This is a genomic window from Haloferax sp. ATCC BAA-644, from assembly GCF_000336975.1.
Lineage (GTDB): Archaea > Halobacteriota > Halobacteria > Halobacteriales > Haloferacaceae > Haloferax > Haloferax volcanii.
On sequence record NZ_AOLF01000022.1, the window covers coordinates 204,161 to 217,392 of the forward strand.

Sequence of the window (13,232 nt, forward strand, 5' to 3'; positions counted from 1 at the left end):
CCTCTCTCACCGCCCTTCGCTGCCCCGTCAGCCCCGCGGAACCGACTCGTTTCTCGTAGACGACGGCCGCGTGCCGCCGCGGTACATTTGTCCCTCGCCGCCGTAGCGAGGGGTATGGCGAAGCAATCGGGACTGTCGCGGGACGACGTGGAGCTGTCCGTCGAGGCGACGAGCCGCCGCATCGACGCGGGCGAAGTCACGCTCCACGCGGTCGAAGCCGGGCCGGAAGACGGCGAACTCGTCGTCCTCCTCCACGGCTTCCCGGAGTGTTGGTACGCGTGGGCGGACTACCTCCGCCCGCTCTCGGAGGCGGGCTACCGGGTCGTCGCGCTCGACCAGCGCGGCTACAACCTGAGCGACCGTCCCTCGGGCGTCGAGTGGTACAGCATCGACGAACTCGCCGGCGACGTGGTCGGCGTCGCGGACGCGCTCGGTCACGAGACGGCCCACGTCGTCGGCCACGACTGGGGGGGCGCGGTGGCGTGGTGGACCGCGCTGCACCACCCGGACCGGGTAAGCTCGCTCACCGCGATGAACCTCCCGCATCCGACGGTGCTCGCCCGACACCTCAGACGCGACCCGGCCCAACAGCTCCGGAGCTGGTACGTCCTGTTCTTCCAACTACCGAAGCTCCCCGAACTCGTCGCCCCCGTCGGCGACTGGGCCGTTTTGGAGCGGGCGATGACCGGCTCCGCGCTCCCCGGCACGTTCTCGGCGACCGACCTCGACCGCTACCGCGCCGCGTGGTCGGTGCCCGGGGCTTACGGTTCGATGGTGGACTGGTACCGCGCGGTCGTCCGCGAGCGCCCGCGGCCCCGGGCCGAGACGGTCGACGTGCCGACGCTCGTCGTCTGGGGGAGCAGAGACCGGTTCCTCCGGCCGAAGATGGCGCGCGAGAGCCTCGCGTTCTGCGAGGACGGCCACCTCAAGACGTTCGCGGAGGCGACCCACTGGGTCCACCACGAGGAGCCGGTCGCCGTCGCCCGCGCGGTCGTCGAACACCTCGACGACGCGTGGCGGACCCCGAACAACACCCCCGACGAGGCGGGCCACCGACCGGTCTGACCGCCGGAAGGCGATGTTCCTAAAGCGGCTATATTCTCCGCATCCTCAATGGAGCTATATAGGTCCATCGAGGGAACTTAGCGAGGTTCTTGTACGTCCGGCGTTCAGGTCGAACCGACGCGGGAGCAGTCCGGTGGTGGGACTTTCCATGCCCCTTCGAACCGTCTCCGCGTCTCTTCATGAGCAGGGACGGGGGACCGTCCCACCTTTCGACCGGCGAGCGGCCGCGCCGACCAACCGGGCGAGCGCGACCCGCGTCGAGACCGAAACCGCAATCCGTCCCGGCCCCGTCGTCGGCGGATGAGTACGTTCTTACTGGCGGCCCCCCGAGGTCGCGTATGACCGACCTCGGAAAGGTCGACCGCGAGTTCTTCGACGAGTACATCTACCCGCGGTTGGGCGCGGCCCGCGACGACGTGGCGCTCGGCCCGACCCACGGCGTCGACTTCGGCCTCCTCGACATCGACGGCACCGCCGTCGCCATCGCGACCGACCCGCTCTCCGTGCTCCCCGCGCTCGGCTTCGAGCGCGCGGGGCGGTTCGCCATCGACATCGTTCTCTCGGACATCGCCGTCTCCGGGCTGGACCCCTCGCATCTCGCCGTCTCCTTTACGCTCCCGCCCGAGATGACCGACGACCAGTTCGCCGAACTCTGGGGGGCGATGCACGACGAGGCCGACGACCTCGGCGTCAGCATCGTCACCGGCCACACCGCCCGCTACGCCGGCTGTTCGTACCCGTGGGTCGGCGGCGCGACCGCCCTCGCCGTCGGCAACCACGACGACGTGGTCCGCCCGGACGGCGCGAAACCCGGCGACGACGTGCTCGTGACGAAGGGGCCGGGCGTCGAGGCCACCGGCCTCCTGACGACGCTGTTTCCCGACGCCTTTTCGGACCTCGACGCCGACGTGCTCGCCGCGGCGCAGGACCGACTCGACGAGACCGACGCCGTCCGCGACGCGATGACCGTCTCGGCCGCCGGCGGCCGCGGCGTCCACGCCATGCACGACGCCACCGAGTGCGGCGTCCACGGCGCGCTCAACGAAGTCGCCGGGAGCGCGGGCGTCCAACTCGAAATCGACGCGTCGAGCGTCCCGTTCCGTCCCGGCGTCCGCGAGACCTGCGAGTACCTCGGCATCGACCCGTGGCGCTCGACCACCGCGGGGTCGCTCGTCGTCGCCACGGACCCCGCCGTCACGGACGACGTGGTCGCCGCGCTCGACGCCCGCGGCACCCCCGTCGGCGTCGCCGGCACCGTCGTCGCGGGCGAGGGCGTCGTCGTCGACGGCGAGCGCATCGCACACCCCGACGTGGACCCCTCGTGGGCCGCCTACGAGCGACTCGCCCGCGAGGCCGACGAGTCGGACGCCGACGAATAAGGGACGCCGCCTCGGCCCTCGCACTACTTGTCGCGCGGGCGCTTCAGGTCGTGTATGACTAACTCCGACGACCCCGACGACCCCAGCGACTCCGGCGACCCCAGCGACTCCGGCGACCCCAGCGACTCCGACGCCGCCGTCGACGCCGCCCGCGAGATGGACGCGGCGGACCCGCTTTCGGACCTCCGCGACCGCTTTTTCCTCCCCGAAGGCGAACTGTACTTGGACGGCAACTCGCTCGGCCCGCTCTCGGTCGATGCGGAGGCGGCGCTCGACCGCGTCGTCGACGAGTGGCGCGACCTCGCCATCCGCGGGTGGACCGACGCCGACCCCGAGTGGTTCAGCTACGGCGAGCGACTGGGCGACCGACTCGCCCCGCTCGTCGGCGCGAACCCCGAGGAGGTCGTCGTCGCCAACTCCACCACCGTCAACATCCACGCGCTCGTCGGGACGTTCTACGATCCCGCCCGCGGCGAGAAAATCGTCGTCGACGACCTCGATTTCCCGACGGACCACTACGCGATTCGCGCGCAGCTCCGGCGCGCCGGCCGCGACCCCGACGAGGCGCTCCGCGTGGTCGAGAGCCGCGACGGGCGAACCATCGAGACCGAGGACGTGCTCGACGCCGTCGACGACGACGTGGGGATGGTGTTTCTCCCGTCGGTCCTCTACCGGAGCGGCCAGCTGTTCGATGTCGAGGCCATCACCGAGGCGGCTCACGAGGCCGGCGCGCTGGCCGGCTTCGACCTCGCGCACTCGGTCGGCGCGGTCCCACATCGCCTCTCCGAGGTCGGCGTGGACTTCGCCGTCTGGTGTCACTACAAGTATCTCAACGCCGGCCCCGGCTCCATCGCCGGTCTCTACGTCAACGAGCGCCACTTCGGCGTCACGCCCGCGCTCGCCGGTTGGTGGGGCAACGACAAGGAGACGCAGTTCGACATGGCGATGACGTACGAGCCGGCGCAGTCGGCCGGCGCGTTCCAGTCCGGCACGGTCCCGGTGCTGTCGGCGGCCCCCCTCGACGGCGCGCTCGACATCGTCGAGGACGCCGGTGGCGTGGCCGCCCTCCGCGAGAAGTCGCTGGCGCTCACGGACTATCTCATCGACCTCGTAGACGAGCGACTGCCCGAGTGCGAGGTCGGCACGCCGCGAGACCCCGCGGCCCGCGGCGGCCACGTCGCGGTCGAACACCCCGAGGCCTACCGAATCAGCCTCGCGCTCAAGGAGCGCGGCGTCGTCGTGGATTTCCGCCGGCCGAACGTCGTTCGCGTGGCTCCCTCGCCGGCCTACGTCGGCTTCGAGGACGTGTACCGGGCGGTCGAGCACGTCCGCGAGATTTTGGACGAAGGAGAATACGAGGCGTTCGAGAGGCAGCGCGGCGGCGTGACGTGAGGGTCGCGACGGCGGGGCGGCGGTCGCTTACCAGTCGATGACTTCCTTGTCGCGCCAGAACTTCCCCGCGGGCGCGCCGGGCTTGAACGTCGCGAGCCACGTCGGCGTCTCCGCGCCCTTCTCGACCGGTCGGTTCGCCTCCTCGCCGCCCATGTCGGTGCGGACCCAGCCGGGACACACCGAGTTGGCGATGAGGCCGTCGTCGCCGTACTGGCCGTCGAGGTAGACGGTGAGGCCGTTGAGGCCGGTCTTCGAGATTCGGTACGCGGGCGACCCGCCGGACTGCTCCTCACCGAGCGCGCCCATGCCGGACGAGACGTTGACGACGCGGCCGCCGTCGGACTGGAGGAGCAGGGGAACCGCGTGCTTGCACAGGAGCATCGGCCCGCGGAGGTTGACGCCGAGCGTGCGGTCGATTCGCTCGGTCGACTCGGCGACGATGTCCTCGCCCTCGCCGCCGACGCCGGCGTTGTTGACGAGGACGTCGAGGCGGTTCTGGTCGGCGAAGATGCCGTCGACGACCTCCTCGATGTCGCCCTCTTGGGTCACGTCGAGGAGGACGCGTTCCGTGCCCTCGGGCGTCTCGTTCGTCACGCTGCGCGACCCGGCGTACACCGTCGCGCCGCGGTCGCGGAGGTTCGCGGCTATCCGGCGGCCGATGCCGCGGTTCGCGCCGGTGACGAGCGCGACCTGTCCGTCGAGGTCGTCGTAGCGGTCGGGTTCCATGGCTGCGTCTGCGAACTGAGAAAGGATATTCTCACCGAAGCGTGTCGGCCGCGGGTTGCGCGCGAGCGACCGGTCGGAGGGGCCGCAGGTCACTCGACGGCGACGGAGAGTTCGCGGAACTCGTCGCCGGTCCACTCGTGGGCTGACAGCCGGCCGTCGGGCGAGCAGATGAGATAGACGTATCCCGGCCACGAGGCCCGTTCCCGGTCGGTCGCGCTCGGCACGGGGTCGGACTCGGGGTGCGAGTGGTAGAAGCCGACCGCGTCGTCGCCGGCGGCCTCGACCGCTTCGAGAATCGAAACCGTCTCCTCAGGGTCGAGTTCGTAGGCGACCCGCGGCTCGGCGGCGACGTTCGAAACGGGGTGGACGGCGGTGACGGTGCGCGCGTCGCCGTCGCCGGCGAGGACGCCGCAGACCTCCGCGGGCGGGTCGCGGGCGGCACCCTCGCGGGCGTGCGAGAGCATCGCCGCTCGCGCGTCGGCTGCGAGCGAGAGCCTACTCGAAGTCACGGCGCATGGCGATTTCGAACCACGGGCAGAGACGCAGTTGGCGGTACCACTCGGGGTGGTCGTGGAGGTGCTCGTAGTCCGCCCAGAGCATGCCCGCGATTTCCTCTTCGTCGGGGTCGAGGGAGGTGTCTTCGAGCGTGACCTTCAGGACGGCACAGACCTCCCATTCGAGACCGGCGCTCTCGTAGTAGCGCTTGTACTCGAACTTGTCCGTGACGCGGAGGTCGGAGTACTGGTCGGGCGAGATGCCGAGTTCCTCTTCGAGGCGCTCTCGGGTGGCTTCCTCTTGGGTCTGTCCCTCGACGGGGTGGGAGGCGACGGTGCCGTCCCAGGAGGTGTCCCACAGGCGCTTGTTGGGGGCGCGCTGGGCGAGGAGAATCTGTCCCTCCTCGTTGAACACGAGGCAGGTGAAGGCGCGGTGACGGATGCCGTCGCCCGTGTGGGCGTCGAGTCGGTTGACCGTCCCCTCCGCGTTGTCGTCGGAGTCGACGGCGATGACGTCCTGCGCTGCGTTCTCGTGGAGTTCAGTAGCCTCGTCGGCCGCTGCGTTGCTCATGTGCCTTCCGTCGGAGTCGGGGGTCAACTAAGCTTCGATGCGAATCGCGGACCACGCGGCGGCGCGGCGTCAGCCGAGGCGCTCGTCGAGAATCAGGCGGGTTTTCGTGCTCTTCACGTCGTCGTGCTCGCGGGCGCGGGTGATGAGGTCGTTGACGGCGCGGGTGTCGGCGGCGTCGACGACGAGGACGATGTCCTCCTCGCCGGAGACCTGCCAGACGAAGTCCACGTCCTTCCAGTCGGCCATCAGCTCGGACACGTCGTTGGTGTCGACGTCGACCGCGACGGTCACCTCTATCATCGCCTTCAGGTTCCCCGTGCGGGTCGAAATCGTAAAGCGCTCGATGACGCCCTCCTCGACCAACCGCTCGACGCGGTTTCTGACGGTCCCCTCGGAGGTCCCGACCTCGGCCGCAATCTCCGTGTTGGGGGTCCGAGCGTCCCGTCGAAGGATATCGAGAATGCGTCGGTCAAGCTCGTCCATACACCACGTGCCCACCCCAGCGACTTACCGATTACGAATTTCGTAACTCGACTTCGAAAGTAACACTTATGCACCCGTGTTCCGTTCGTTTCTCGTAATGTCGGACGCCTATCTGGCGCTGGAAGACGGACGCGTGGTCGAAGCGCGCGGCCGTGTTCCGGGGCGCACACGCGGTGAACTGGTGTTCACAACCGCATATACGGGATACGAAGAGAGTCTGACCGACCCCTCGTACGAAGAGCAAGTTCTCACCTTCTCGTACCCCCTCATCGGGAACTACGGCGTCCGAGCCGAGCGATTCGAGTCCGACCGGGTCCACCCTCGGGCGGCCGTCGCACGCGAGTTCACCGAGGAGGTCGTCGAGTGGCTCGCAGACGAGGGCGTTCCGGCGGTCGACCACCTCGACACGCGCGACCTCGTCACGTCCATCCGCGAGGAGGGCGCGATGAAGGTCGGCATCGCCGTCGGCGAGGACGTGACCCCCGAGGACGCGAAGGAAGAACTCGCGCAGTGTAAGGGCATGAGCGAGCACGTCGACATCGGCGCGCAGGTCACCACGACCGAACTGACGACGTTCGAGGGCGACGGCGACACCACCGTCGCGCTCGTCGACTGCGGCGCGAAGGGCTCCATCGTGGACTCCCTCGTCGACCGCGGCGCGACGGTTCACGTGCTCCCCTACGACGCGGACGCCGAGGACGTGGCCGCGCTCGACCCCGACGTGCTGTTCATCTCGAACGGCCCCGGCGACCCCGAGAACTACACCGCGACGCGCGACCTCGTCGAGGAGTTCGCCGGCGAGGTCCCGCTGGCGGGCATCTGCCTCGGCCAGCAGATCGTCGCCAGCGCGCTCGGCGGCACCACCGAGAAGATGGCCTTCGGCCACCGCGGCGTCAACCAGCCCGTCCGCGACCTCCAGACCGGCAAGGTCGTCATGACGACCCAAAATCACGGCTACACCGTCGCCGACCCAGGCGACAAACTCGACGTGACGCAGGTCAACGTCAACGACGACACCGCCGAGGGCCTCGCCAGCGAGGAACTGAGCGTCATCACGCGTCAGTACCACCCCGAAGCCCACCCCGGCCCCCACGACTCGCTCGGCTTCTTCGACGACGTGCTCGCCATGGCGGGTACGGAGGGAAACGAGCATAAGCCCCGAGCCGTCGCCTCGGACTGACCACCGCGGCCGCGACTGCGACTGCGACCGCGACCACAATCGCAACCGCGACTGACCCGATTCCAGACGCCCGGTCGACTGCACCACGACCGCCGGCGGCCGAACACCGCTTTTCGAATATCTCACGCCGCGAGCGGGCGGTTCGTCGTCCCCCGACGTGGTAGAAACTGTCAAACGGGTTCCCGGCGTACGCTCTGTGATGGACGACGTATCGCTCATCGAACGCGGCTTCGAGGAGTTCCCGGCGACGATTGCGCTCCTCGACAGCCGCGGCGACATCGTCTACACGAACCGTTCGTGGCGGGCGTTCGCCGACGCGAACGGCTACGCGGACGACCCCGATTCGACGGGCGTCAACTACCTTGCAGTGTGCGACGCGGCCCGCGAGACCGACGAAATCGCGGGCGTCGTCGCCGACGGCATCCGCGCGGTTCTCAGGGGTGACCGCGACCTCTTTACCGCCGAGTATCCGTGTCACTCGCCCGCAGTCTACCGGTGGTTCGCGCTCCGCGTCGTCCCGATAGACACGCCGAGACACGGGAGCTTCGCGCTCGTCGCCCACTTCGACATCACCGACAGGCGGCTCGCGGAGCTGCAGGTCAACGAGAAAAACGAGCACCTCGCGGCGCTCGTCAGCGTGCTCGCCTCGGAGCTCAAAGCCCGGCTCGCGTCGGCCACCGCGTCCGCCGAGCGACTCGCCGCGGTCGACGGCGACGACGCGGTGGCGCTCTCCGAAAGCCTCTCGCGCATCGACTCGCTCGTCGAGTGGGGCATCGCCGTCGCCGGGCAACCCATCACGCTCGACCTCGGGGCGGTGGAGTTCCGCCCGCACGTCGCGCAAGCGCGGGCCCTCGCGTCGCCCGATGGCGCGGACGACGCTTCGCTCCGGGTCGTCGGCGACGGGTCGCTCTTGGCCGACACCCACTTGTTCGGCCTGTCTCTGGTCGCGGTGCTCACGAACTGCTACGAGCGGAACGCGTCGTCCGGTTCGTCGTCCAGCGTCGTCGTCGGGACGACAGCCGACGGCTTCTACGTCGACGACGACGGCCCCCGCCCGTCACCGGAAGAGCTCGCGGCGGTGACCGCGGAGTCGAACCAGCTGCTCGGCGTCGATTACGACGCCACGCATCTCTCGACGGCGCGGCGAATCGCTGACCTGCACGGCTGGCAGTTCGACGTGGGCGACTCGGCGCTCGGCGGGGCGCGCTTCGAAGTCCGCGGCGTCGACTGGAACTGACCGGCGCCGGCGGTCGTCGGTCGTCGAAAGCGCGCACTTGCGCGCCCGTCAGGAGAGGTCGGCTTCCATGACGAACGTCGGCTCCTCGGCGAGGTCGCTCCGAGCGAGTGCGGCGTCGGTAATCCAGTCGATGCGCTCGGGGAACAGGACACGCGTCCGGTCTGCGCCGACCGAAGCGGCGTCGCGTCGAATCGCGTCCAACAGCGACTCGCAGGCCGACGGGTCGTCCCACGCGGCGACCGCGTACTCGGCCCACGTCTCCTCGCCCTCGCCCTCGCCGTCGCGTTCGCGCGAGTAGGTCCGGTTGCGATAGGTGAATCCGGTCGCGCGGTCGTCCCCGACGACGAACAGTCGGTCGTCGGCCGCGGCGTCGTGGAGGCGGTCGCGGGTCAGCTCGGAGAGCGCCCACGACTCGACTGGGTCGAGCGCGAGCCCCGACAGCGCGGTTCGCGCCTCGCTCCCGGTCCAGTAGGTCCACGCGGCGTCGGCGTCGTCGCGGATGGCTGCCGCCGGGTCGGCGGTCGCGTCCGGGTCGGGCGTCGCCCAGCGGAACTCGATGCCGGGGTCGAACCCGACCGTGCGGGCGTTGGCGAGGCTCGGGACGTTCCACGAGTAGACCATGTTCCGGACACGCCGCGCGCCGCGCTCGCGCGCCCAGCCGAGAAGCGCGTGCGACAGTCGGGTCGCGAGACCCTGTTCGCGGTAGTCGGGCGCGACGCGCATCCCCTGCGCCCACCCCTCGTACTCCGACAGCATGACGACTTGCGCGATGGCGGCCACCTCGTCGGAGGGCGTCTCCTCGCCCACGTCGACGAGGAGCGTCGCCTGCGCTAACTCGCCGGGGGAAATCCAGTCGTGGTAGATGTCGGGGATGTAGTCCGACCCGCCGCGGTCGGCCCACGTGTCGCGGGTGAACGCGGCGACCGCGTCGTAGTCCTCGGGTCGGGCGGGTCGAATCTCCATCAGTTCACTCCCACGGGACCGAGCGCTGGGTCAGTTCGCCTTCGAGGTTCCGACCCATCGCGTCGGTCGGGTCCGCGACGTTGGCGAGCGCCCACATGAGCTTCACCTTCGCCGTGCCGGGGAGCGTGTCGCCCGCCTCGACGACGCCGGCGTCGAGCAGGTCGCGGCCGGTGTCGTAGACGCGGTCGCAGACGCGGCCTTCGAGACACTGCGAGGTCATGGCGACGACCGTGCCGCCCTCGACGAGTTCCTCGAACCGCGGGATGAGGTCGGTGTGGACGTGGCCGAGGCCCGTCCCCTCGATGACGACGCCGGCTTTCTCGTCGAGGTAGTCGAGCGCCGCGGGGTCCATCCCCGGCGTGAACTTCACGAGTTCCACCTCGGACTCGATGTCGGCGCGGAGCGCGAGGTCGGCCTCGCCGCGGGGGGCGTAGTCGCGGCGGAACGTGACCTCCTCGGCCTCGTAGTCGACCTCGCCGAGCGGCTTCGCGCCGACGGTCTCGAACGCGTCGCGCCGGGAGGTGTGGTTCTTGCGGACGCGCGTCCCCTCGTGGAGCGCGCAGGCGTCGTCGGACTCCGAGGCGTGCATGCAGACCATGACCTCGGCGGCGTCGGCCTTCGCGGCCTCGACGGCGCAGACGGCGTTCATCACGTTGTCCGAGGAGGGCCGGTCGGCCGAGCGCTGACTGCCCGTGAAGACGATGGGCACGGGCGTGTCGAGCATGAACGACATCGCCGACGCGGAGAACTGCATCGTGTCGGTGCCGTGCATGACGACGACGCCGTCGGCTCCGGCCTCGATTTCCTCGGCGACGGCCTCGGCGAGGTCGACCCACACGTCGGTCGTCATGTTCTCCGAGAGGATGTTGGCGACGACGCGGCCGCGGTAGTTCGCCCGCCCCGCGAGGTCGGGGACGGCCCGGAGCACGTCCTCGGCGTCGAACTGCGCGGTCACCGCGCCCGTGCGGTAGTCGACCGTCGAGGCGATGGTCCCGCCGGTCGAGATGAGCGAGATGGTCGGGAGGTCGTCGTCGAACTCGATTTCGGAGGTGCCGTCGCCCTCGGACTGCGCGTCTTCGATGTCGTACACGTCGGTTTCGAGCACGTCCACGTCGGCCCCCTCGCGGGCGATACCGACGTTGTATCCGCCGTCGAGCTTGACGACGAGGTGGTCCTCGGTGGAAGACGGCATGAGCACGCCTTCGTTCGTGACGTCCGCGCGGGTGACGCGGACGCGGTCCCCTGCGTTCATATCGCGGGATACCGCGGGGGCAGACTTCAAACCCACCATTCCACCTTTTTCCTCCTCGGGGTCGCGTAGCGACCCGCTCGGAGCAAAAATCTGGACCAAAAATACCGAACGGCTCGCTACGCTCACCGTTCGGTGCGATTGCTGGCCACGATTATCACAGATTCATACCCGACCCACGAGCGTGGCTGAGGGGACGTTAGCTCCACCGACATAACGGACACAAGACATTTTACCCGACCGTCCGTCGGCCAGCGTATGCTCCCCACGATACTCCTCCAGTCGGGCGGCGCGGGCGCGCTCGTGATCGGCCTGCTGTTTTTCCTCCTGTTCCTCGGGATGGTAGTGTGGACGTACAGCGACGCGCGGCAAAACAGCAGTCACCCGGCGTTCCTCTGGGCCGTCGTCGTCTTCCTCGCGCCACTTCTGGGACTCGTGTTGTACTTCATCCTCGGCCGCAACGCGTAGGACCGAGACGACCGGCGCACCGTCGCGCGCCGGAACACTCACCGCGACCGGCTCACCGGCACAAGAGCCATCAGGCTCGCCCGCGACCCTGTACGCATGCAACGGTCGGACCAACGGGAGTCTGAGCAGTCCGTCGACGACCTGCTCTCCGGAGTGAACCGCGAGCGCGACGAGGCGATGCAGGCGGAGCGTTCCGCCTCGTCCGGCGGCGGCGGTCGCCTCGGCGGGCTGTTCTCCCCGCGCGTGTTCCTCGCGGCGCTCGTGCTCTCCATCGGCGGACTGCTCGTCGGCGGTGCGATTCCCCTTGTCGGCTTCATCGGCCGGTTCGTCGGCATCGCCGCCGCCGGCTTCGTCCTCGGCGCCGTCGGCTCGAAGCGATACTACACGGAGGTCGTCCTCGCCGGTGCAATCGCCGCGGGCCTCGCGTTCGTCCTCTCGACGCTGTTCGCCGTGTTCGCGCCCTTCGCGGTCCAACTGCTCGCGGACTACGGCGTCGCTATCGCGGGCGTCGGCGCGGCGAGCGGCGGGCTCGCGGGGTTGGTCGGTCACTACTTCGGCCGCGACCTCAGAAACGGGCTGACCCAGGAGCTGTAAGCGTCAGTCGATTCGCCAGCGGTCGCCGTTGTGGGCGACGAGGCCGCCGTCGGCGAGGTGGTGGAGCGCGCTGTCGACGACCGCGGGGTCCGCGTTGAGTTCCTTGGCGATGCCGCGGACGGTGTTCGACCCGTTGGCGAGCGCGGCCAGAATCTCCGCGTAAAAGCGGCTGTCGGCGTCGACGCCGAGGCGGTCGTTGAGGCGGTCGAGCACGTCGGTGATGCGGCCCTGCACCCACCGCTGGGCCAAGGAGAGTTCGTTGTCGAGCTCCTCCAGTTTCCCAAGTTCGCGCGCCAACTCGGAGACGTCGTCGGTGCCGGCGTTCTCGACTTCGAGCGTCACGTGCGGACAGCGCCCGGCCATGTCGAGGCTCGGACTCGGCGGGTAGGCGCTCTTCGCGCCGAAGCCGTACGGCGAGACGTTCACCTCCAGTCGGAGATTTCGAGAGATGTGGAAGTACTTGCGCCGCTGGTCGTCGGTGCGCGACTCGATGAGCCCCGCGTCCTCCAGCTTTCGGAGGTGGTCGATGACGGCCTTGGGGCTGACGCCGAGGTACTCGCTGATCTCGGTGACGTAGCACGGTTTGTGCGAGAGCAACCGCAGGATGCGCCGGCGGTTTTCGTTCCCGAGTAGGTCGAGCAGTACCGCGGAGTCCATTACGAGGTCATAGACTGCCGGTGGGGAAAAGCCTGACTCATGTGATACTCCGCGCCGTCGTGCGATTAGCGATTGTGACTCGCGGGGCGTTCACGGGCGGTCTCCGTGGCGTCCGGGAGGCGGTCGAACGCCCGCGACGCGAGGAACACCGCGAGAAACGAGAGGGCGACGGTGATGCCCGCGAGGAGCGCCCCCGCCTCGTACTTCAGCGGCGGGTAGTAGCCGAGGCCGTAGTCGAACACGTCGTTGACGAGCGCGAGCGTGAGGGCGAACCCGAGTGCGCCCTTCGTGGTCGCGCCGTACCGCGGCACGACGAGCGCGAGCGCGAGAAAGCCGGCGTGGGTGAGCATGATGCCCCAGTAGTCCCACAGCGCGGCCCCGGAGAAACCGACGTAGAGGTCGGGTCGGAGGTTGAGCGCGACGACCGTCCAGACGCCGTATTTGACGAGCCAGACGAACGCGAGCGTGTGGAGGTACGCGAGCGGTCGGTTGACGGGTGCGTCGGCGACGCGGCGACCGAGGTTCGGAAGCAGCGTCGCGGCCGACAGCGTCATCAGCGCGAGGGCGGCCGGCGAGTCACCGAAAAGCGGGTAGAGAAACGTCGGCAGGTCCGACAGCGCGGGGTCGGAGTGGACGTAGAAGCTCACCCCGACGAGGAACGCGGCGGCGTTGAGGACGAGGAAGACGACGAGGCTCGGGCCGTTTCCGAGGTAGTACTCCGTCCAGTCGTCGACCGCCGCGTCGAGGTCGAAGTCGCGCAGACCCATCGCCGAG

15 protein-coding genes are annotated in these 13,232 nt (G+C 69.3%); 7 read left to right on the forward strand and 8 right to left on the reverse strand.

Features of this window, described 5'->3' with window-relative positions; all coding sequences use genetic code 11:
• The first annotated feature begins 114 nt into the window (after nt 1-114).
• The 3 genes from C458_RS11100 to kynU all read left to right on the forward strand — a co-directional run bounded on the left by C458_RS11100 (nt 115) and on the right by kynU (nt 3,836).
• Nucleotides 115-1,065, forward strand: coding sequence for an alpha/beta fold hydrolase (locus C458_RS11100; protein WP_008575749.1), 951 nt, complete (start codon nt 115-117; stop codon nt 1,063-1,065).
• A gap of 338 nt (nt 1,066-1,403) precedes the next feature.
• Nucleotides 1,404-2,444 (forward strand): AIR synthase family protein, encoded by a 1,041-nt coding sequence (locus C458_RS11105; RefSeq protein ID WP_008575751.1) that lies wholly within the window; start codon nt 1,404-1,406, stop codon nt 2,442-2,444.
• A gap of 54 nt (nt 2,445-2,498) precedes the next feature.
• A complete protein-coding gene (gene kynU, locus C458_RS11110) occupies nt 2,499-3,836 on the forward strand; it encodes a kynureninase (RefSeq protein ID WP_008575753.1) in 1,338 nt (445 codons plus the stop codon).
• Between the two features lie 27 nt (nt 3,837-3,863).
• Here the strand turns inward: kynU and C458_RS11115 are convergent, their stop codons facing one another.
• The 4 genes from C458_RS11115 to C458_RS11130 all read right to left on the reverse strand — a co-directional run bounded on the left by C458_RS11115 (nt 3,864) and on the right by C458_RS11130 (nt 6,110).
• Entirely contained in the window at nt 3,864-4,562 is a 699-nt protein-coding gene (locus C458_RS11115; RefSeq protein WP_008575754.1) for an SDR family NAD(P)-dependent oxidoreductase, read from the reverse strand.
• Between the two features lie 89 nt (nt 4,563-4,651).
• Nucleotides 4,652-5,071: a desampylase gene (locus C458_RS11120; protein WP_049896316.1), complete on the reverse strand. Its 420-nt coding sequence runs from the start codon at nt 5,069-5,071 to the stop codon at nt 4,652-4,654.
• Complete coding sequence (locus C458_RS11125; protein ID WP_008575759.1) at nt 5,058-5,627, reverse strand: NUDIX domain-containing protein; 570 nt, start codon at nt 5,625-5,627, stop codon at nt 5,058-5,060. Before C458_RS11125 ends, C458_RS11120 begins: the two co-directional genes overlap by 14 nt.
• A gap of 69 nt (nt 5,628-5,696) precedes the next feature.
• The gene (locus C458_RS11130; protein ID WP_004042482.1) at nt 5,697-6,110 is read right to left on the reverse strand and encodes an Lrp/AsnC family transcriptional regulator; all 414 of its coding nucleotides are present in this window, start codon (nt 6,108-6,110) and stop codon (nt 5,697-5,699) included.
• Between the two features lie 97 nt (nt 6,111-6,207).
• On the opposite strand from C458_RS11130, the gene carA reads away from it, so the two are divergent.
• The gene (gene carA, locus C458_RS11135) at nt 6,208-7,290 is read left to right on the forward strand and encodes a glutamine-hydrolyzing carbamoyl-phosphate synthase small subunit (RefSeq protein WP_008578018.1); all 1,083 of its coding nucleotides are present in this window, start codon (nt 6,208-6,210) and stop codon (nt 7,288-7,290) included.
• A 199-nt stretch (nt 7,291-7,489) separates the two neighbouring features.
• Complete coding sequence (locus C458_RS11140; RefSeq protein WP_008575764.1) at nt 7,490-8,527, forward strand: PAS domain-containing sensor histidine kinase; 1,038 nt, start codon at nt 7,490-7,492, stop codon at nt 8,525-8,527.
• Between the two features lie 48 nt (nt 8,528-8,575).
• Here the strand turns inward: C458_RS11140 and C458_RS11145 are convergent, their stop codons facing one another.
• Together C458_RS11145 and gatD are read right to left on the reverse strand one after the other, a co-directional pair.
• Nucleotides 8,576-9,490 (reverse strand): GNAT family N-acetyltransferase, encoded by a 915-nt coding sequence (locus C458_RS11145; protein ID WP_008575766.1) that lies wholly within the window; start codon nt 9,488-9,490, stop codon nt 8,576-8,578.
• Between the two features lie 4 nt (nt 9,491-9,494).
• Nucleotides 9,495-10,742, reverse strand: a complete 1,248-nt coding sequence (gene gatD, locus C458_RS11150; protein WP_008575767.1) for a Glu-tRNA(Gln) amidotransferase subunit GatD — start codon at nt 10,740-10,742, stop codon at nt 9,495-9,497.
• A 255-nt stretch (nt 10,743-10,997) separates the two neighbouring features.
• On the opposite strand from gatD, the gene C458_RS11155 reads away from it, so the two are divergent.
• Together C458_RS11155 and C458_RS11160 are read left to right on the forward strand one after the other, a co-directional pair.
• Entirely contained in the window at nt 10,998-11,207 is a 210-nt protein-coding gene (locus C458_RS11155) for a PLDc N-terminal domain-containing protein (RefSeq protein WP_004042489.1), read from the forward strand.
• A gap of 96 nt (nt 11,208-11,303) precedes the next feature.
• The gene (locus C458_RS11160) at nt 11,304-11,801 is read left to right on the forward strand and encodes a hypothetical protein (protein ID WP_008575768.1); all 498 of its coding nucleotides are present in this window, start codon (nt 11,304-11,306) and stop codon (nt 11,799-11,801) included.
• Between the two features lie 3 nt (nt 11,802-11,804).
• Here C458_RS11160 and C458_RS11165 read toward each other — a convergent pair whose 3' ends face one another.
• Both C458_RS11165 and C458_RS11170 read right to left on the reverse strand, forming a co-directional pair.
• The gene (locus C458_RS11165; protein ID WP_008575769.1) at nt 11,805-12,458 is read right to left on the reverse strand and encodes a metalloregulator ArsR/SmtB family transcription factor; all 654 of its coding nucleotides are present in this window, start codon (nt 12,456-12,458) and stop codon (nt 11,805-11,807) included.
• 65 nt (nt 12,459-12,523) lie between these two features.
• Entirely contained in the window at nt 12,524-13,225 is a 702-nt protein-coding gene (locus C458_RS11170) for a DUF1405 domain-containing protein (RefSeq protein ID WP_004042494.1), read from the reverse strand.
• Nucleotides 13,226-13,232 lie beyond the last annotated feature (7 nt).